Source organism: Thioclava sp. NG1 (genome assembly GCF_003122275.1).
GTDB classification, from domain to species: Bacteria; Pseudomonadota; Alphaproteobacteria; order Rhodobacterales; family Rhodobacteraceae; genus Thioclava; species Thioclava nitratireducens.
Window position 1 is genome coordinate 15,029 of record NZ_QFBB01000004.1, and the last position, 18,854, is coordinate 33,882.

Annotated in this window: 20 protein-coding genes and 1 tRNA gene; 15 read left to right on the forward strand and 6 right to left on the reverse strand. The window is 64.3% G+C overall.

Going from position 1 to position 18,854, the window contains the following annotated elements:
• Positions 1-110: 110 nt before the first annotated feature.
• Complete coding sequence (locus tag DEM26_RS08240) at positions 111-1,874, forward strand: type I secretion system permease/ATPase (protein WP_109172145.1); 1,764 nt, start codon at positions 111-113, stop codon at positions 1,872-1,874.
• Complete coding sequence (locus DEM26_RS08245; RefSeq protein ID WP_158275100.1) at positions 1,871-3,205, forward strand: HlyD family type I secretion periplasmic adaptor subunit; 1,335 nt, start codon at positions 1,871-1,873, stop codon at positions 3,203-3,205. Before DEM26_RS08240 ends, DEM26_RS08245 begins: the two co-directional genes overlap by 4 nt.
• Before the next feature lie 18 nt (positions 3,206-3,223).
• Here DEM26_RS08245 and DEM26_RS08250 read toward each other — a convergent pair whose 3' ends face one another.
• Entirely contained in the window at positions 3,224-4,402 is a 1,179-nt protein-coding gene (locus tag DEM26_RS08250) for a lytic murein transglycosylase (protein WP_109172147.1), read from the reverse strand.
• A 171-nt stretch (positions 4,403-4,573) separates the two neighbouring features.
• On the opposite strand from DEM26_RS08250, the gene DEM26_RS08255 reads away from it, so the two are divergent.
• A complete protein-coding gene (locus DEM26_RS08255) occupies positions 4,574-4,945 on the forward strand; it encodes a hypothetical protein (RefSeq protein WP_075775432.1) in 372 nt (123 codons plus the stop codon).
• Between the two features lie 46 nt (positions 4,946-4,991).
• Here DEM26_RS08255 and DEM26_RS08260 read toward each other — a convergent pair whose 3' ends face one another.
• Positions 4,992-6,167 (reverse strand): MalY/PatB family protein, encoded by a 1,176-nt coding sequence (locus tag DEM26_RS08260; RefSeq protein ID WP_088723086.1) that lies wholly within the window; start codon positions 6,165-6,167, stop codon positions 4,992-4,994.
• A 129-nt stretch (positions 6,168-6,296) separates the two neighbouring features.
• On the opposite strand from DEM26_RS08260, the gene def (DEM26_RS08265) reads away from it, so the two are divergent.
• The 8 genes from def (DEM26_RS08265) to DEM26_RS08295 all read left to right on the forward strand — a co-directional run bounded on the left by def (DEM26_RS08265) (position 6,297) and on the right by DEM26_RS08295 (position 10,511).
• Positions 6,297-6,842, forward strand: a complete 546-nt coding sequence (gene def / locus DEM26_RS08265) for a peptide deformylase (protein ID WP_075775430.1) — start codon at positions 6,297-6,299, stop codon at positions 6,840-6,842.
• The gene (def, locus tag DEM26_RS08270) at positions 6,842-7,342 is read left to right on the forward strand and encodes a peptide deformylase (RefSeq protein WP_075775429.1); all 501 of its coding nucleotides are present in this window, start codon (positions 6,842-6,844) and stop codon (positions 7,340-7,342) included. The genes def (DEM26_RS08265) and def (DEM26_RS08270) overlap by 1 nt, the downstream gene beginning before the upstream one ends.
• Before the next feature lie 3 nt (positions 7,343-7,345).
• Positions 7,346-8,242, forward strand: a complete 897-nt coding sequence (gene fmt, locus DEM26_RS08275; RefSeq protein WP_109172148.1) for a methionyl-tRNA formyltransferase — start codon at positions 7,346-7,348, stop codon at positions 8,240-8,242.
• A gap of 95 nt (positions 8,243-8,337) precedes the next feature.
• Positions 8,338-8,496, forward strand: a complete 159-nt coding sequence (locus DEM26_RS20350; protein WP_157771525.1) for a hypothetical protein — start codon at positions 8,338-8,340, stop codon at positions 8,494-8,496.
• A gap of 60 nt (positions 8,497-8,556) precedes the next feature.
• On the forward strand, positions 8,557-9,399 hold the full coding sequence (locus tag DEM26_RS08280) for an SPFH domain-containing protein (protein WP_369907771.1): 843 nt from the start codon (positions 8,557-8,559) through the stop codon (positions 9,397-9,399).
• Positions 9,396-9,674, forward strand: coding sequence for an NfeD family protein (locus DEM26_RS08285; protein WP_077701024.1), 279 nt, complete (start codon positions 9,396-9,398; stop codon positions 9,672-9,674). The genes DEM26_RS08280 and DEM26_RS08285 overlap by 4 nt, the downstream gene beginning before the upstream one ends.
• Before the next feature lie 116 nt (positions 9,675-9,790).
• Positions 9,791-10,114: a hypothetical protein gene (locus tag DEM26_RS08290; protein WP_109172150.1), complete on the forward strand. Its 324-nt coding sequence runs from the start codon at positions 9,791-9,793 to the stop codon at positions 10,112-10,114.
• A gap of 157 nt (positions 10,115-10,271) precedes the next feature.
• A complete protein-coding gene (locus DEM26_RS08295; RefSeq protein ID WP_088723090.1) occupies positions 10,272-10,511 on the forward strand; it encodes a hypothetical protein in 240 nt (79 codons plus the stop codon).
• A 12-nt stretch (positions 10,512-10,523) separates the two neighbouring features.
• Here DEM26_RS08295 and pyrF read toward each other — a convergent pair whose 3' ends face one another.
• Together pyrF and DEM26_RS08305 are read right to left on the reverse strand one after the other, a co-directional pair.
• Positions 10,524-11,225: an orotidine-5'-phosphate decarboxylase gene (gene pyrF / locus DEM26_RS08300; RefSeq protein WP_075775466.1), complete on the reverse strand. Its 702-nt coding sequence runs from the start codon at positions 11,223-11,225 to the stop codon at positions 10,524-10,526.
• Positions 11,226-11,305: 80 nt separating this feature from the next.
• Positions 11,306-11,515, reverse strand: a complete 210-nt coding sequence (locus tag DEM26_RS08305; protein ID WP_075775423.1) for a hypothetical protein — start codon at positions 11,513-11,515, stop codon at positions 11,306-11,308.
• A gap of 212 nt (positions 11,516-11,727) precedes the next feature.
• On the opposite strand from DEM26_RS08305, the gene clpB reads away from it, so the two are divergent.
• The gene (gene clpB / locus DEM26_RS08310; protein WP_075775422.1) at positions 11,728-14,349 is read left to right on the forward strand and encodes an ATP-dependent chaperone ClpB; all 2,622 of its coding nucleotides are present in this window, start codon (positions 11,728-11,730) and stop codon (positions 14,347-14,349) included.
• A gap of 159 nt (positions 14,350-14,508) precedes the next feature.
• Positions 14,509-15,771 (forward strand): DNA polymerase IV, encoded by a 1,263-nt coding sequence (locus DEM26_RS08315; protein ID WP_088719797.1) that lies wholly within the window; start codon positions 14,509-14,511, stop codon positions 15,769-15,771.
• A gap of 1 nt (position 15,772) precedes the next feature.
• On the opposite strand, the gene DEM26_RS08320 is transcribed toward DEM26_RS08315, so the two are convergent.
• Positions 15,773-16,639 carry an N-formylglutamate amidohydrolase gene (locus tag DEM26_RS08320; RefSeq protein WP_109172151.1) on the reverse strand — a complete coding sequence of 289 codons (867 nt, stop codon included), beginning with the start codon at positions 16,637-16,639 and terminating at the stop codon, positions 15,773-15,775.
• A 180-nt stretch (positions 16,640-16,819) separates the two neighbouring features.
• Between DEM26_RS08320 and DEM26_RS08325 the strand changes: the two genes are divergently transcribed.
• Positions 16,820-16,894: transfer RNA gene (locus DEM26_RS08325), tRNA-Val, on the forward strand.
• 81 nt (positions 16,895-16,975) lie between these two features.
• The gene (ykgO, locus tag DEM26_RS08330; protein WP_038074920.1) at positions 16,976-17,101 is read left to right on the forward strand and encodes a type B 50S ribosomal protein L36; all 126 of its coding nucleotides are present in this window, start codon (positions 16,976-16,978) and stop codon (positions 17,099-17,101) included.
• 95 nt (positions 17,102-17,196) lie between these two features.
• On the opposite strand, the gene DEM26_RS08335 is transcribed toward ykgO, so the two are convergent.
• Positions 17,197-18,846 carry a peptidoglycan-binding protein gene (locus DEM26_RS08335; protein ID WP_158275101.1) on the reverse strand — a complete coding sequence of 550 codons (1,650 nt, stop codon included), beginning with the start codon at positions 18,844-18,846 and terminating at the stop codon, positions 17,197-17,199.
• Between the last annotated feature and the right edge of the window lie 8 nt (positions 18,847-18,854).

Consider the following 18,854-nt stretch of genomic DNA (forward strand, 5'->3'; position numbering starts at 1 on the left):
ATAGAATTGAACGAAAAAGATCGCGGGAATTAACGCCCTGTTCAGCGCGCGTGCACCACTCTCGACATGCGCGGCGCTCCAAGCAGCGCCCCCATCTCGGGGAGGGCACGATGCCATATTCCAACACCGAAGAAGCGGTCATCAAACGCAACATCATCAAGGGCCGACGCGAAATGGCCCGCCTGCTGCGCGGGGTGCGTGGGCAATTTGCACTGGTCGCGATATTCGCCGCCTTCATCAATGTACTCGTTCTCGCCGGGCCCCTGTTCATGTTGCAGGTCTACGACCGCGTGCTGCCCGCACGGTCGCTGCCGACGCTGATCAACCTGTTCCTGCTGGTGGCCTTTCTGTTCATGATGATGGGCGTGCTCGATTGGGCACGGGGCCGCCTGCTCGCCCGGATCGGCGCGGATCATCAGCGCGGCCTCGAAAGGCGCGTGTTCGACGCCGCCATCGTCGACGCGACGGTCAACACGCAGGAGCGGTCGTCCAACAACGCCCTGCGCGATCTGGAAATTCTACAGCGTTACTATGCCTCCCCAGTCGCGGCAGCGGTGTTCGATCTGCCTTGGACGCCGCTCTATCTCGGGGTGCTGTTCGTCTTCCATCCCTGGCTCGGCGCATTGGCTTTTGCCGGGGGCGCCGCACTGATCCTGCTTTCATTCGCGACGCAATTCGTCACGCGCGCGCGGCTGGATGAGACGGCGCAGCTGGAGAACAAGGCCCGCTACCTGGGAAACGACTTTCTTCGACAGATCGAAACCATCGTTTCGCTCGGCATGCGCGAAAGCGGTTTCAAGCGCTGGCAGGCGGCGCGGCACGAATCCATGAACAACGCAATTCACACCACGGATGTCAGCGGCAGCTTCCACGCCGTGATGCGCGCCCTGCGGCTGCTCCTGCAAACCTCGATGCTCGCCCTCGGCGCCTACCTGGTACTGCAGGGTGAGGTGAGCGCCGGGGCGATGGTCGCAGCCTCGATCCTGATGGGCCGTGCGCTCGCGCCGGTCGAACTCGCCGTGGGCGGCTGGACGCAATGGCAGGGCGCCAGCCTTGCTCGCGACCGGCTGGCCGCCCTTCTCGGCGCCCACCCGCCGGAGCGAAAGGGCTCCGAATGGATCACGCCGAAGCCCCAGCTCACCGTGGAAGGCCTCACCATTCGCCCTGCGACGTCCGACCGCGCGACGCTCGACATGATCAGCTTCTCACTCGAACCCGGCGAAGCGCTCGGGGTGATCGGTCCGCTCGGTGCGGGCAAATCAGTTCTCGCGCGCAGCCTGTGCAACTTCCACCGTCCCAGCGCCGGCACGATCTGCCTCGACGATGTGCCGCTCGACCAATACGACCGCGACAACCTCGGGCGGCTGATCGGTTATCTGCCGCAATCGATCTCCTTTTTCCCCGGCACGGTAGCCGAGAATATCGCCCGGCTCGATCCAGCGCCGGACAAGGACCGGGTCATCGCCGCCGCAAAACGTGCTGGCGCGCACCAGATGATTCTCAAACTGCCCGCCGGATATGACACGCCGATCGAGTTCGAGGGAGCATCGCTTTCCGATCGTCAGCGCCAGCTCGTCGCGCTTTCGCGCGCGCTCTACCACGATCCGATACTCCTCGTTCTCGACGAGCCCAACCTGTTGCTGAACGGTGATGCCGGGCCGGGCCTTCATGCGATGCTGAGCGATCTGAAAGCGCATGGCGGCGCGGCGATCGTGATGACCAACAGCCCCGGGGCACTCGCTGAATGCGACCGTATCCTTGTGCTCGATCGAGGTGCGCAGCGCGCGCTCGGCGCGCGCGACGACGTGCTCAAGCGCATGATAGCCTCGGCCACCAAATCCCGTGTTGTGCCCGCCGCGGACAGTGCGGCGTGAGTGACGCGGACGTCCCTTCAGGACAGGAGAGCCTACGCCAGGCCTCTTCGCTCCATTGCGTTCCGATCGGCTGCGGTCTCGCAGCGATCGTCGCCTTGTTCATCGGATGCGCCATATGGCTGACCTTCACGCGGCTCGCCGGACTGATCCAAGCCTCGGGCCGCATCGAAGTCGATAGTTCCCGACACGTGATCGAGCATCCGACGGGTGGGATCATCGATAAAGTCTACGTCAAAAGCGGCGATCACGTCACCCGCGGCCAAGTGCTTATACGGCTCGATGCGGATGACATCCGCACCGAGCTGGCTATCGTGGAAGCCTCAGAATTCGCGGTTCAGGCCCAGCGGGCGCGTCTGCAGGCCGAACGAGACGGGACCGAAAGGATCGCTTATCCGGCAAGCCTGTGGGAGGCGGCCAAGCACCGCGAAGATGTCGCGAAGCTGGTCGAGGGGCAGAAGGCTATTTTCGAGGCCCGCAAACAATCTTTCGCCCAGCAACGCGCGGATATGGCGCGGCAGATCCAGCAAATCAGCGCCCAGCGCGACGGAATCGACACTCAGGTCTCGGCCTTGGAACGCGAGGAGCGATTGATCGAAAAGGAACTGTCCCTCCGCGAACGGCTAAAGGATCGTGGACTTGCGACCTCGGCGCAAATCCTCGCCCTCACCCGCGAACAGGTTTCGCTGGAGCGACAACTCGGCGCGCTGCGCGCCCAGAAAACGCAACTTACGGTGCAAAGCGGCGGCGTGGTGCTCACCGCGTCGCGGCTGCAGTCGCAACGCCGGGAGGAAATCGAATCGCAACTCGAGTCCCGCAACGCCCGTGCCATCGAACTCTCGGCGCGCGCGACCCATCTGCGCCGCGAACTGGCGCGGCGCACCCTGCGCGCCCCGGTCAACGGCACGGTGCACGACGTACGTCTGCGCGGCGCGCACGCGGTGCTGCGCCCGGCGGAAATGGCGATGGCGATCGTCGAAACCGGACGGCCGCTCGTTATCAATGCCAGGATCGATCCGATCAACGTCGATGGCGTCGCAGCAGGCCAGAGCGCGATCCTGCGCTTCCCCGGTTTGTCGCGGCGAATATCCAGCGATTTGATCGGAAAGCTCACCCGGATTTCCCCCGATACGCTGACCGACCCGGTGACGGGGGAGAGCTATTACCAAGCGCAGGTCACCTTCGACATTGGGCAGCTCGACACGCAGGAAAGCTCCCTCTTGGTTCCCGGGATGCCCACAGAGGTCTTCCTGCAAACCGAGCCGGTCTCGCCGATCCGCTACCTGCTCAGCCCCTTCCTCGATTTCTTCGCACTTGGGGGAGCGGCAGGATGAAGGTTCGGCCCGACACGGTCACAACCGATCGAGCAAGACGCGCGTCGGCCAACCGTCCGCAGGCAGTCCGAGCTTCTCCTGCGCCGTCTGGACTGCGTTACGAGTGTTCGCGCCAAGGATGCCGTCCACCGCACCCACGTCATAGCCCTTCGCAACGAGCTTTTGCTGCAGCCGCTTCATCTGCGCCACGCTCAGTCCCGGTTCCGGCGCGCCGGGATCGAGGCGCGGCGCTCCTTCAAGGCGTGTGGCAAAATAGGCCGCGCTGGTGACGTAGACGAAGCTCTTGTTCCACTCGAACAGCACGCGGAAATTCGGATAGACGATAAAGGCGGGCCCCTTGCGCCCCATCGGCAAAAGGATCGATCCGCGCCGGCTGCTGGCAAGCTGCCCTTGCCGCGCACGCACCCCGCGTGCCTTCCAATCGGAGACCGGCAATTCAGTCGTCAGCCCGGTCTTGGACCAATCAAGATCGTCAGGCACCGTGACCTCTTGCATCCACGGCTCGTTCGGCCGCCAACCCATATCGCGCAGCATATTCGCTCCCGACATAAGCGCATCGGGGGCGGACGTCTTCAGGCGCACATGCCCATCGCCATCGCCGTCGACACCGTTGCGGAGGATGTCGTCCGGCAGCATCTGCACCTGCCCGATTTCTCCCGCCCAGGCACCGGTGGTTCGCTGGGGATCGAAATCGCCGCGCCGGAAAAGCTTGCCCGCAGCGATCACCTGCGGGCGGAACAGCGCGGGCCGACGGCAATCATGGGCCAGCGTCAGAAGCGCGTCGCGGGTGTTGAAATCGCCCTGCACCGCGCCGTAATCCGTCTCGAGCGCCCAGAACGCCAGCAGCACCCCGCGCGAGACGCCATAGGTCTGCTCCATCCGGTCGAAGGTCTTCGCATAGCGCTTGGCGTTCTTTGCCCCGTTAACCATCCGATTCTTGCTGATCACCGCGCTCGCAAATTCGAGGAATGTCTTGCGAAACACCCCTTGCGCCCGGTCCGCCCGCAGCACGGCCGGGCTCTGCCGCGCACCGGCGAGGAACGCATCAGCCTGTTGCGCGTTCAGTCCAGCCGCCTGCAGATCGCTGCGAATTCCGGACAGGAAACGGGACCAGCTCCCGCCGCACTGCGCATGGGCCAAGCCGGGGGTGAGCATGGGCGAGAAAGCGAGGGTCAGAATGAGCAAAGCCTTACGCATGGGAGCCTCCGGGTTGCGCGGTTACCCTCAACGCTATCTTGGGCGACCCAGAGCGACAACCCGATGCGTCAGCCGTGCAAGCCGTTGCAATTTCAGCACTCTTCGCAGACGCAGCATCGGATCATCTAAATGGTTAACTTGCTTTTTACATTGGTGTGATCAGCATGGAGCATGGGGAAGCTGTTGGAGGATGTCATGGAATTCCTGCCCAAGGAGGTCCTTGAAGGACTGCGCGCCGCGCAGAAGCGCGATGCGGCGAAAAAGGCGCGCCTGCGGGTTCTCGCGGGCGGCCAGATCTGGCCGGTGCTGCGCCGGGTTCCAGGCGGATTCGCGCTGGACGCGGACGAGGTCACGCATCTGCGCGGTCATGTCGATCTTTACGACGGCGAGACCCATGTCGCGACTTGCCTGATCGTGGCGTCGGAGATTCAGGGGCATGAGTTGATCTGCACCGTGAAGCGGGAAACCGCGGTCAGCGATCGCGCAGCGCTGGACTTCGTGCAGGAAGCGCCGACTCTCTCGGGCTACCTGACGAAGCTCTGAGCGAGCTAGAGATTTCAAAGGAAAGGGCCGGAAAACCGGCCCTTTTTCATTGCAGATCAGCGAAGGCCGCCTGCAGTCGGTCGACCGCCTCGCGCACCCGCGCCCGCGGCGTGGCGAGGTTGAAGCGCAGGAACCTTTCGCCCCCGGCTCCGAAGGTCGCGCCGAGATTCACCGCGATCTTCGCTTCTTTCAGAACGCGCGACTGGTATTCCTCGGGCTCCATTCCGGTGCCGGAGAAGTCGACCCAAGCAAGATAGGTCGCCTCGAGCGGCATCGAATGCAGTCCTGGAATCTCTGCGATCCCCTGATCGAAGATGCGCCGGTTCTCGTCGAGATAGGCGTTCAGCGCATCGACCCACGCGGCGCCCTCGGGGCTGTAGGCTGCCGTCGCCATCGCGATGCCGAAACTGTTGGGCGAAATCCCCAAGGCAGCCATCCGCTTTGCGAATCGGGCGCGCAGGTCCGGATCCGCAATGATCACGTTTCCGGTGTGGGTGCCCGCGATGTTGAAGGTCTTCGTGGTGGCCGTCATCATCACCAGCGGCAGATCGGGCGCGGCGTTCGCCATCGGGATATGCGTTTCGCCCGGCATCACGATGTCATGGTGAATCTCGTCCGAGACCAGCACCAGCCCGTGGCGCTTCGCGAACTCGGCCGTGGCTTCCAGTTCCGCGCGGGTCCAGACGCGGCCGCCGGGGTTGTGCGGCGAGCAGAGGACGAGCATCTTCTCGGAGCCGGTCATAAGCCCGTCCCAGGCGTCGAAATCCATCTCGTAGCGACCATCGACCAGCTTCAGCGGGCACTCGCGCACCTCGCGCCCGGCCGCACGGATGACCCGCGCGAAGGCGTGGTAGACCGGCGTCATCAGAACGACCGCATCGCCCGGATCGGTATAGGCGTCGACGCAGAGCGCCGTGCCGTTGACCAGCCCATGGGTCGTGAAGATCCAGTCCGGTTCGATCTCCCAGCCGTGCCGTTCGCGCATCCACCACTGGATCGCGGCACGGTACTCGTCCTCGCCGCCCCAATAGCCATAGATGCCCTGCCCGACCATCTCCTCGAGCGCGCGCTGAACGCAGACGGGCGGGCGGAAATCCATATCCGCGACCCACATCGCGATCCCGTCTTCGGGCGACACGCCGTAAACCTTTTCCATCGCGTCCCATTTCTGCGAATGGGTGCCTACGCGGTCGATGATTTCGTCGAAGTCGGGTTTGCTCATTTGCGCCTCTCTCTGGTCGGATTGGGCGCATCTGAGCAAAAGCGAAGCCGGGTTACAAACGGCGTTTTGTCACTGGCACAATCACCGCCGCCATTGCACAGAGGCATTGCTTCGCCTAAATCCCTGCCCATGACGCTACGACCGATCCTGATCCATCCCGATCCGCGCCTGAAAAAGGTCTGCGAGCCGGTGCCCGAAGTTAACGACGAGATCCGCAAGCTCGCCGATGACATGCTCGCGACCATGTATGACGCGCCCGGCATCGGCCTGGCCGGGCCGCAGGTCGGCGTGATGAAGCGGATCTTCGTGATGGATTGCGTGAAGGACAAGGAAGCGGCCCCCGAGCCGATGGTCCTGATCAATCCCGAGATCAGCTGGACTTCGGAAGAGACCAATGTCTACGAGGAAGGCTGCCTCTCGATCCCGGATCAATATGCCGAGGTGACGCGCCCCTCCGAGGTGCGGATGAAGTGGCTCGGCCTCGACGGGCAAAGCCATGAGGAACAGTTCGACGCGCTTTGGGCGACCTGCGCTCAGCACGAGTTCGACCATCTCAACGGCAAGCTGTTCATCGACTATCTCGGTCCGATGAAGCGCAAGATGATCACCCGCAAGATGGAGAAGCTCAAGCGCGAGCGCGCCCGTGCGGGCGCCGCCAAGGATCCGATCCTCTGATGGCTGCGCGCGCGTTCATCCCCTATGACGACCGCCGCCTGCATCGCCCGGCCGAGCCGGTCGAGACGATCACCGAAACCGTCCGGATGATCTGGGACGACATGGTCGAGACGATGGACGCGATGCCCGGCGTCGGCCTCGCCGCGCCGCAGATCGGCATCATGATGCGGCTTGCGGTCGTCGATGCGTCGGACAAGCGCGGTCAGGCCGTGCGGATGGCGAACCCCGAAGTGCTGCATGCGTCGGTGCAGATGCGCAAGCACGAGGAGGCCTCGCCCAACCTGCCCGGCGTTTTCGCCCCGATCGAGCGGCCCCGCGCTGTGACGGTGCGCTTCCTCAATGAAGACGGCGAGATGGAGGACCGCGATTTCGTGGGGCTCTGGGCGACGAGCGTCCAGCACCAGATCGACCATCTCAACGGCAAGATGTATGTCGATCATCTCTCGCCCCTGCGCCGCAAGATGCTGGTGCAGAAGTCGAAGAAACTCGCGAAAGGCTAAGCGATGCGCGTCATCTTCATGGGAACGCCGGAGTTCTCCGTCCCCGTTCTGGAGGCGCTGGCCGGCGCGCATGAGGTTGTCGCCGTCTATAGCCAGCCGCCCCGCCCCGCCGGTCGCGGCAAGAAAGAGCGCCCCTCACCGGTCCATGCCAAGGCCGATGAACTGGGGATCGAGGTGCGCACCCCGCGGAATTTCAAAGCCCCCGAGGATCGTGAAGCCTTCGCCGCGCTGAATCCCGATATCGCGGTCATCGTGGCCTACGGGCTGATCCTGCCGCAGGCCATTCTGGATGCGCCCGCGAAGGGCTGTCTGAATATCCACGCCTCGCTGCTCCCGCGCTGGCGCGGGGCCGCGCCGATCCACCGGGCGATCATGGCAGGCGACAGCCAGACCGGCATCTGCATCATGCAGATGGAAGCCGGGCTCGATACCGGGCCGGTTATGCTGCGCGAAGCGACCGAGATCGGCGCGACCGAGACCACCGGCGAGTTGCATGACCGGCTGAGCGCAATGGGCGCCCGGCTGATCCTCGATGCGCTGTCCGAGATCGACTCGCTGATCCTTCAGCCTCAGCCGGAGAATGGCGTCACCTATGCCGCGAAGATCGACAAGGCCGAAGCGCAGGTCGATTGGACGCGCCCGGCCGACGAGGTGATCCGCCATATCAACGGCCTCTCGCCCTTCCCTGGCGCCTGGACCGAGATCGCGGGTGAGCGGATCAAGCTGCTGCGCGCCGCCCCGGCAGTGGGCAGTGGCGCGCCGGGCGAAATCCTCGACGGGTTTACGATTGCCTGCGGCACTGGCGCGCTGGAAATCCTCGAGGCGCAGCGCCCCGGCAAGCGTCCGATGTCGGGCGACGACGTCTTGCGCGGCCTGCGCCTGCCCGCTCGCCTCAGCTGAGCGCAACTACCTTCCCAAAACGCACAACTTGCGGCAGACTTGCGGGAAAACCACAAGGAGCAGTCGATGACCCCCCGCATGAGTGAGTTCGCCTGATGGGCGTTCTGTTCGGCTTTCTCGCGACGGCAGGCAGCCGCATCGTCGGGATCGGCTTCGCACTCGCCATCTGGCTGCTCGCGCGCCCGGGAGGCTGGGCCGTGCTCGTGGTGCTGACACTGCTCGCCTTGCGCGTGTTTCCCGGTCACCAAGTTTGAGTTCAGAAGGTCGAGGCCCAGATGTTATTCGTTAATTCCCTGAGCGACAGCGATATCGTGATGATCGCCATCGCGATGCTGCTGATCCTGTCCGTCTTCCTCGGCGTCCGGATCGTGCCGCAATCCGAAAAACATGTCGTGGAGAGATTCGGCCGGCTGCGCGCGGTGCTCGGCCCCGGCATCAACTTCATCGTGCCCTTCCTCGACCGCGTGCCGCACAAGATTTCGATCCTCGAGCGCCAGCTGCCCAATGCGATGCAGGATGCGATCACCGCCGACAACGTGCTGGTAAAGGTCGAGACCTCGGTCTTCTACCGAATTACCGAGCCGGAGAAGACCGTCTATCGTATCCGCGATGTCGATGCGGCCATCGCGACGACGGTGGCGGGGATCGTGCGCTCCGAGATCGGGGTGATCGAACTCGACGAAGTGCAATCGAACCGTGCCCGTCTGATCGAGAAGGTCCGCGAGCAGGTTGCCGTGATGGTCGACGATTGGGGGATCGAGGTGACCCGTGCCGAGATTCTCGACGTCAATCTGGACGAGGCGACCCGCGCCGCGATGCTGCAGCAGCTCAACGCCGAACGCGCGCGTCGGGCGCAGGTGACCGAGGCCGAGGGCAAGAAGCGCGCGGTCGAGCTCGCCGCCGAAGCGCAACTGTTCCAGGCGCAGAAAGAGGCCGAAGCCCGCCGCATCTCGGCGGATGCCGAAGCTTATGCGACCGAGGTCGTAGCACAGGCGATCGCCAAGAACGGGCTCGAGGCCGCGCAATATCAGGTCGCGTTGAAACAGGTCGATGCGCTGGCGCAGGTGGCCAAGGGCGAAGGCAAGCAGACCGTGATACTGCCCGCCGCAGCCCTCGAAGCCTTCACCGACGCTTTCCAACTGCTGAGGAAAGCATGATGGACCTGTGGCAACTCCCGTGGGTCTGGGTCGTCGCCGGTCTTGTGCTGGGCGTCGCAGAGATGATCATCCCCGGCTTCATCTTCCTCGGCTTCTCGATCGGGGCCGTCGTCACGGGCGCGCTCGTCTGGATCGGCATCGTCGGAAATTCGGTCCCGATCACGCTGATCACCTTCGCGATTCTGTCGATCATCGCATGGCTCGCGCTGCGCAAGCTGATGGGCGTGCGACGCGGTCAGGTGAAGCACTGGCATGACGATATCAACGAGAACTGACCCTGTGTGACGAAACCCCGCCCGGCGGGTTCCCGCGCACCCCGGGAACTGGAAGCGGCCTATCGATGTTCTCTCGCCAATACGCAGAGAGAGATGAAAATCGACAGGAGATCATCATGTCTGACACGCATAATCACGAACGCTCGGGTCTGGGCGGCATCTACTTCGTTCTGGGCGCGGTCGTCGTTGCGCTCGGTATCGTCCTTTGGCTGATGATGGCGCCCGGGGATGAAAGCGCCACCACCGCGCCCGCAGAAAGCGACGCAAGCTCCACTTCGGTCACGATCGAAAACAGCGACTCCGCTGCCCCGGCGGATTCGTCGGGCGCGACCGCCTCGGGCGATGCTGCGGCGGGCGATACCGCGGCTAGCGACAGCGGCAGCACCGACACCAGCGGCGCTGGCGCCGAGGCCACCACGCAGAGCGGCGGATCGAACTGATTTCCGCCCTTCTGGATCACGCGCAAGTGAAGCGGCGTCCTGCGGGGCGCCGTTTCATTTTGCGCCGCGCTCCGCCTATCTGAGGACAGGAGGAGGAACGCAGGCCATTGCCTCGCGTTTCCTTTACCGAGGGACCAAAGCGAAGAGGCGAGCAGAAATGGCCAAGGATTCGAACCGACAAAGCAGTATCGGCGGCCTGATACTCACCCTTGTGGCGCTGGTCGCGGCGCTGGGTGTCGTGGTCTGGTTGGTTGCGGATACGCCGGTTGACGGCGGCGACGAGGCCGCCACCGATCCACCGAGCGAACAGCAGATGTCAGATCCGAATGCCGCGAAGGTCGAAGTCGCGCCCGACTCGAAGACGAGTGGCCCCGCCACCGGCGGCGATGGCCAGTGACCCAAGCGCCAGTCAGCCCCGAAGCTCTTGGAGGATCGCTTCCGCCGCGGCGCGCGGATCGGGCGCGCGGTGGATTGGGCGGCCAACGACGATATGGTCAGCGCCTGCGTCCACTGCGGCTGCCGGGGTCGCGATCCGCTTCTGGTCGCCGAGGTCGGCCCCGGTCGGGCGCACGCCCGGCGTCACGATCAGCTTGCCGGTTGCCTCGGGCAATGCCCGGATCATCGCCGCTTCCTGCGGCGAAGCGATCACGCCATCGGCACCCGCGTCGAATGCACGGCCCGCACGTTCGGCGACGAGATCGCTGATCGCACCCTCCTTGATGAGCGCGCCGTTCAGGTCTTCCCGGTCGAGCGAGGTCAGGATTGTCACGGCGAGGATTTTCAGGTCGGTGCCCGCGGCGCCTTCCTTCGCGGCCTTAACCACATAGGGGTCGCCATGCACGGTGAGGAAATCAAGGTCGAACTGCGCCAGACCGCGCACCGCGTTTTCCACCGTCGCACCGATATCGAACAGCTTCATGTCGAGGAAGATGCGCTTGCCCTGATCCTGCTTCAGCTCGCTCGCCAGCGCGAGGCCACCGCCGGTGAGCATCCCCAGACCGATCTTGTAGAAGGACACCGAGTCGCCCAACTGGTTTGCCAGCACGAGGCCTTCATAGGCGCTCGGCACGTCGAGGGCGACGATGAGACGGTCGTCGGCGGGCAGGGTCATGTCGGTCATCGCAGAGCGCTCCTTTTCAAGATCGCCCCCTGATGCGGATCAATCACCGCTACGTCAAGCCGTTCGCGGGTTCACAGCCCGCCGATACCACGGCGCTGCGCTTCTCGGGTCAGCGCGCGAGTAAGCTGTCGATGTGGGATGTTCTGGCTGGCTTCGATTCTGACGGGCACCCGCAGCGGCTGCGCGACCCCGGGGATGAAGAATTCTACGATCGCCTCGAAACGGCGTTGCGCGGCATTGTAGATCAGGCGCGCGATATGCGTGGCGTTGCCATGGTGCATGGACCCGGACCCTCCTCTGTGGTCGTCCTCTATGCTTGTCTTCTCGTAAACGCTAAACCTTGCGATCTGGTTTCCTCCTGCGGCGAAATGGTCCATCGAAAAGACTTGAAGCGGCGCATGCCACATCCCATTTTTCATAGCGAGACCCGGCCAGGACGGCGCCTAATACAGGGCCAGACACATCCCGGGGGCTTTAAAAAAGGAGAATGCCGATGAACATGGAGAAGTTCACGGAGCGGTCTCGCGGCTTCCTTCAGGCCGCGCAGACGATCGCGATGCGCGAGGGTCATCAACGTGTGGTGCCCGAGCATCTTCTGAAGGCATTGATGGATGACGATCAGGGGCTGTCGGCCAATCTGATCAAGCGCGCCGGTGGCGAGCCTGCCCGCGTGCTCGAGGCCGTCGATCTGGCGGTGTCGAAACTGCCGAAAGTGTCGGGCGGCGACGGGCAGGTCTATGTCGAGCAAAGCCTCGTGCGCGTGCTCGACGAGGCCGAGAAGATCGCCAAGAAAGCGGGCGACAGCTTCGTGCCGGTCGAACGTGTTCTGATGGCTCTGGCCATGGTGAACACGCGCGCCAAGGACGCGCTCGATGCGGGCGCTGTGACGGCGCAGAAGCTCAACGCCGCGATCAACGACCTGCGCAAGGGCCGCACGGCGGATTCGGCCTCGGCCGAAGAGGGCTATGAGGCGCTCAAGAAATATGCGCGCGATCTGACCGAGGCTGCCGAGCAAGGCAAGATCGACCCGATCATCGGTCGTGATGACGAGATTCGGCGCACCATGCAGGTGCTCAGCCGTCGGACCAAGAACAACCCGGTTCTGATCGGTGAACCCGGCGTGGGTAAGACCGCGATCGCGGAAGGCCTCGCGCTGCGCATCATCGACGGCGACGTACCGGAATCGCTGCGCGACAAACGGCTCCTCGCGCTCGACATGGGCGCGCTGATCGCCGGTGCGAAATATCGCGGTGAGTTCGAAGAGCGTCTGAAAGCGATCCTCAAGGAAATCGAGGCCGCTGCGGGTGAAATCATCCTGTTCATCGACGAGATGCACACGCTCGTGGGTGCCGGGAAATCCGACGGCGCGATGGACGCGGCGAACCTGATCAAGCCGGCGCTGGCCCGTGGTGAGTTGCACTGCGTGGGCGCCACGACGCTTGATGAGTATCGCAAATATGTCGAGAAGGACGCGGCACTGGCTCGGCGCTTCCAGCCCGTGATGGTGGAAGAGCCGACGGTCGAGGACACGATCTCGATCCTGCGCGGAATCAAGGAGAAATACGAACTCCACCACGGGGTGAAGATCTCCGACTCGGCGCTGGTCTCGGCTGCGACACTCTCGCATCGCTACATCACCGACCGCTTCCTGCCCGACAAGGCGATCGACCTCGTGGACGAGGCCGCCTCGCGTCTGCGCATGGAAGTGGACAGCAAGCCCGAGGAGCTCGATGCGCTCGACCGTCAGATCCTGCAGATGCAGATCGAAGCGGAAGCGCTGAAGAAAGAGGACGATACCGCTTCGAAGGATCGTCTCGAGAAGCTCGAGAAGGAACTGGCGGATCTGCAGGATCGCGCCTCGGAAATGACTGCCAAGTGGCAGGCCGAGCGTGACAAGCTGGAATCGGGCCGCAACCTCAAGGAGCAACTCGACAAGGCCCGGGCCGAACTGGATCAGGCCAAGCGCGAAGGCAATCTCGCCCGCGCCGGTGAGCTGAGCTACGGCATCATTCCGAGCCTCGAGAAGCAGCTCGCCGCGGCCGATGAGGCCGAAGGCGAAGAGCTGATGGTCGAGGAATCAGTGCGCCCCGAGCAGATCGCCGAAGTGGTCGAACGCTGGACCGGCATCCCGACCTCCAAAATGCTGGAGGGCGAGCGCGAGAAGCTGCTGAAGATGGAAGACGAGCTACACAAGCGCGTCGTCGGTCAGAATGCAGCGATCACCGCCGTGTCGAACGCCGTGCGCCGTGCACGTGCGGGGCTCAACGACGAGAACCGCCCGCTGGGCTCGTTCCTCTTCCTCGGCCCGACCGGTGTGGGTAAGACCGAACTGACCAAGGCGGTCGCCAATTACCTGTTCGACGACGATCAGGCGATGGTGCGGATCGACATGTCCGAGTTCATGGAGAAGCACTCCGTGGCCCGGCTGATCGGTGCCCCGCCCGGGTATGTCGGCTATGACGAGGGTGGCGTTCTGACCGAGGCGGTCCGGCGGCGTCCCTATCAGGTCGTGCTGTTCGACGAGGTCGAGAAGGCGCATCCGGACGTGTTCAACGTGCTGCTGCAGGTGCTCGACGATGGTGTGCTGACCGATGGTCAGGGCCGCACGGTCGACTTCAAGCAGACGCTGATCGTGCTGACGTCGAACCTCGGCTCGCAAGCGCTCAGCCAGCTGCCGGATGGTTCGGATGCAGGCGAGGCCAAGCGTCAGGTGATGGATGCGGTGCGGGCGCATTTCCGCCCCGAATTCCTGAACCGTCTCGACGAGATGGTTATCTTCGATCGCCTGAACCGCAAGGACATGGACGGGATCGTGGAAATCCAGCTCAAGCGGCTGGAGAAACGTCTGGCACAGCGCAAGATCACGCTGGATCTGGACGAGTCGGCTCACAAGTGGCTCGCCGATGCAGGCTACGACCCGGTCTATGGCGCGCGCCCCCTGAAGCGGGTGATCCAGCGCTCGCTGCAGGATCCGCTGGCCGAGGCGATCCTTGGCGGCGAAGTTATGGACGGCGCGACGGTCGAAGTCACGGCTGGCCCGAACGGGCTGATCGTCGGCGGTCACGTGGCCCCCTTGGGTGGCACGAAACCCGCCGATGGCGTGCCGCTGCACTAAGAGCCACCTGAAGACGGATTGAGAGGGGCGGAGCGATCCGCCCCTTTTTCGTTGACATCAAGGGGCGCTGCCCCTCTTGGCTGCGCCAATTCAGCCCGGGATATTTCCGCCAAGGCGAAGAGAGAGTATCTAAGGGATACACCCCCGGATCGAGAGCCCATGCCTGCCCTTTGTCGCCATTGCCTGAAGAGTTTTGACGAGGCACCGAAGCGTTGCCCCGCCTGCGGCAAGGCGCGCATCGTGGCGCATCCGGAGCTGTTCGACCTGCCCATCGCACATATCGATTGCGACAGTTTCTATGCTTCGGTCGAGAAGCGCGACAATCCCGAGCTGTCTTCGCAAGCGGTGATCGTGGGCGGCGGCACGCGCGGAGTGGTGACGACCTGCTGCTACATCGCGCGAATCTCAGGGGTGCGCTCGGCGATGCCGATGTTTCAGGCGCGCAAGCTTTGCCCCGATGCGGTGATCATCAAGCCGCGGATGGAGCACTACGCCAGCGTCTCGCGCGAGATCAGGGCGAAAATGGTGGAGCTGACGCCGCTGATCGAGCCGCTCTCGCTCGACGAGGCGTTCCTCGATCTGGGCGGCACGGAGCGGCTGCACCATGCGCCCCCTGCCCTCCTGATGGCGCGGCTTGCGCGCGAGATCGAGACGGAGATCGGGGTCACCGCCTCGGTCGGTCTTTCGCATAACAAGTTCCTCGCCAAGATCGCCTCGGATCTCGACAAGCCGCGCGGGTTTTCGGTGATCGGGCGCGGCGATACGGAAGAGTTCCTCCGCGACAAGCCGGTGTCGATCCTCTGGGGAGTGGGGGCGGCAACGCGCTCGGCCCTGGGGCGTGCGGGCATCCGCACGCTTGCCGATATTCGCCGCGCGGGGCTGTCGCGGATGGAGGATCGCTTCGGCGCGTCTGGGCGGCGCCTGTTCGAACTGGCGAACGGCCATGATGCCCGCCGGGTCTCTCCCGACTCGCCGATGAAATCCGTGTCGAACGAGACCACCTTCAACACTGACATCGCCGATCGCGAGGCACTGATGGGCAAGCTGTGGCATCTGGCCGAGAAGGTCTCGGCCCGGATGAAGGCGCGCGATCTGGCGGGGCGGACCGTGACGCTGAAGCTGAAAAAGGCGGATTTCGCGACGGTGACCCGGCAGACCCGGCTGGAAGAGCCGAGCCAGCTGGCCGACACGCTCTATCGGGCGGGGGAGACGCTGTTCGACAAGCTGCCGAAGGGGCAGGCCTACCGACTGATCGGGATCGGGTTCTCGGACCTCATGGCGGCGGATGGGCGCGATCCGGCAGGCGACCTGCTCGACCCTTATGCGGGCAAGCGCGCAAGCGCGGAGCGGGCCAAAGATGCGATCCGGGCGCGATTCGGGGCGGATGCGATCCGCAACGGGCGCGGCTGGGACGGGGAGTGACTTACTCCGCTGCGTGGCGCAGCGGATGTGCCCCGAGATCAGCAATCTGACGCGCCGCCCGGCTCATCAGCGCAGCGAACGCATTGAAATTCTCGTTCGGCGCGATGCGGTGCTGATCCATGTAGAGGGCGCGGTCGATCTCGATCTGGATCGCGTGATAGCCCTCGCGCGGATGCCCGTATCGCTGGGTGATATAGGCACCGGCAAAGGGGCTGTTGCGCGCGACGTTCAGCCCCTCGCCTTCGAAGATCAGTTCGATCTCGCGCACGATCTCCCGGTCGGCGCTGGTGCCGTAGCGATCGCCGAGCACGATCTCCGCGCGGCGCGGGCCGGTCGTGGCCAGCGCCTCGGAGGGCATCGAATGCATGTCGAGCAGAATCGCTTGCCCGAAAGCGCCATGCGCCTCGGCCATCAGCGCTTCAAGCTGCGCGTGATAAGGTCGCCATACATGGTTGATCCGCGCCTCGGCCTCGATCAACGGAATCTTGCCGCGATAAATCGCCCGCGCACCGGATACCACGCGGGGAATCACCCCGAGACCAGCAGCGACGCGCGGTCCCGGATGCGCCCGGTCCAGCCCGGCGATCAGCGCCGAATCAAGCTCGTCCTCCGCCCGATTGAGATCGACCCACGCCCTCGGATACTGCGCGCAGAGAAGCGGCGCGCCGAATTGCGGCACATCCGCCAGCAGCTCATCGACGAAGGCGTCTTCGGAAGACCGCAGGCGCAGGATGTCCAGAACGGCGCGTTCCTGCAGGCTATGCGGGTAGTGTGCACCGGAATGGGGCGAGGCGAAGACCGCAGCGGTCCGCAACGCCTTGGGGCGATCCAGCCGGAACGGCGGCAAAAGGGCTGGGATGTCGGACATGAAACCTCTTATGATCGCTTAATATCCTACACCGGAACGCTTTCGCGCCAAAACCCTCTTGAAAGCCGTTTCGACTCTTTATATAGACCCCCAGACCGACGCGACACCGCGCCTTTCGGTTCCCTTCGCGGCCTAGCCGCAAGCGCGAATCAAAGGCATCAAACGGGATCGCACGGGTGTGGGCGGTTAGCTCAGCGGTAGAGCACTACGTTGACATCGTAGTGGCCACTGGTTCGATCCCAGTACCGCCCACCATCTATTCACCGCCCCCGGCTTGCAAGCCCGGGGCATTCGTTTTTCAAGGCGCACCGCGCGCCGCGATACAGGAGAAGGCCGATGAAGGTCCGCAACTCGCTCCGCTCGCTCAAGCAGCGTCATCGCGATTGCCAGGTCGTGCGCCGCAAAGGCCGCGTCTACGTGATCAACAAGACGCAGAAGCGCTTCAAAGCCCGCCAGGGCTGAGGCAGCCGAGCCGAAACGAATAAAGGCCGCGCCAGGGATTTCCCGGCGCGGCCTTTTCCTTTTTTCAGCGTTTCGAGGCTGAGAGAGATCGGCGCTTATTGCACGCCGATCGCCCCGGCCAGAAGCTGCGCCACGGTGGCCTGATCGAGATAGCCTGTAGCTTCCAGCCCGCCCGCGGTCTGATAGCGGCGAATCGCGCGGCGCGTATCCTTGTCGAACACACCGTCGACCTTGCCGGGCTTCAGGCCCATCTGGGCAAGACGTTGTTCCACAAGCGATTTCGCGACACCGGGCAGGTTGAGGGCGGCCTCTTTCGCAGCGGCCGCATCCATCGCGTCGCTTTGCTGATTCTGTTGCTGCAGCTCGGCAATGCGTGCCTCGGCCTCGGCCTTGAAGGCCGGGTCGGAGCGGCTTGCGAGATAATCCCGGTAGCTGGCGATGGTGTCGGCTTTGCGCGCGGCGTCCCAGTCTGCGCGATCCGCAGCCTGAGCCTCGGAGCGGCGATCCGCTTCGATCTTGTCGAGACGCTCCTGCGCGAGTTCCGCGAACAGACCGTCGGGATATTTCTTGAGATAGGCGCGCAGCCCGGCCTCATCACCCGCCTTGCCGGTCTGCTCCCAATAGGCACGGTCCTGCTGGTCGATCTTGGCCTGACGCGCCTCTGCCTCTGCCTTCAGCTCGGCGGCGCGCTTCTCGCCCTGCGCCGTGAGCGCGGTGAGCTGTGCGCGGGTCAGGTAGCTCGTATCGTCGAAGCCGTTGGCCTTCTGCCAGCGCGCGATCGCCCCGCGCGAGCCCGGCCCGAAGATGCCGTCGACGCCTTTCGGGTCGAATTTCAGGATCGTCAGGTACTGCTGCACCTCGCGGCGCTGGTCGCGGCTAAGGTTCAGCGCCTCCTCCGCGGCCTTCGCTTTCTGCTGCGGTTCGTCACGCAGTTGCTGGATGCGCTGTTTCGCCTGAGCGGCATTCGCGCCATTCGGGTAGCGGTCGAGATAGAGCTGATAGGCGGTGATCGAATCCTCGGAGCGCGCCATGTCCCAGTACGGGGCAGACGGGTCTGCTTCGGGGGTCTTCACCGGGGCGGGTTTCTTCCCCGTCGGCTCGGTGACCAGGGTGAGATCTTGCGCGATGTAGCCACTGGCGGTCAGGTCCGCAGATTGCGCCGACCGCATCAGCGAGGCGCCAGGCTCGGTCAGATTGCCCGACATCAGGCTCGCGACGTTTTTCGGGCTGCCGCGCAGCACCGTCACACCTTGCGGAATGTCGAGCGTGCCGATCCCGGGTTGGGTCAGGCCGTTGCCGTTGCCCGCGTCATCCGCCGTGCCGAGCAGCAGCACTGCGCGGCCGGGGTGCGCGGCCAGAACCGTCATCACGGCGGACAGCGGCAACGCCTCGCTCACCGCTTCGGGCAGCGAGGTGTCGCGGACATCGACCGGCAGATACCACGTCTCGCCGGCGGAATGGGCGAAGCGGCCCGAGAGCGCCACGACCAGCCGGTCGGCCTCGGGCGCGCGGGTCACGAAATCGCGGAAGCGGGAGCGGATCTCGGCGGCGTCGGCGTCATCCTCGATCAGCACCGAGAAACCTGCCGTCTGCAGCTTCGCTTCGCTATCGGTCAGCGCGGTGCCCGAGCGAAGATCGTCGATCCGCTGGTAATTGGAATTGCCCAGAAGCAACGCCAGATCGGCGGCATGGGCGGGAAGGCCTAGCGCCGCGATCGCGGCACCTGTCAGAAGAAGTTTACGCATGGGGTCCT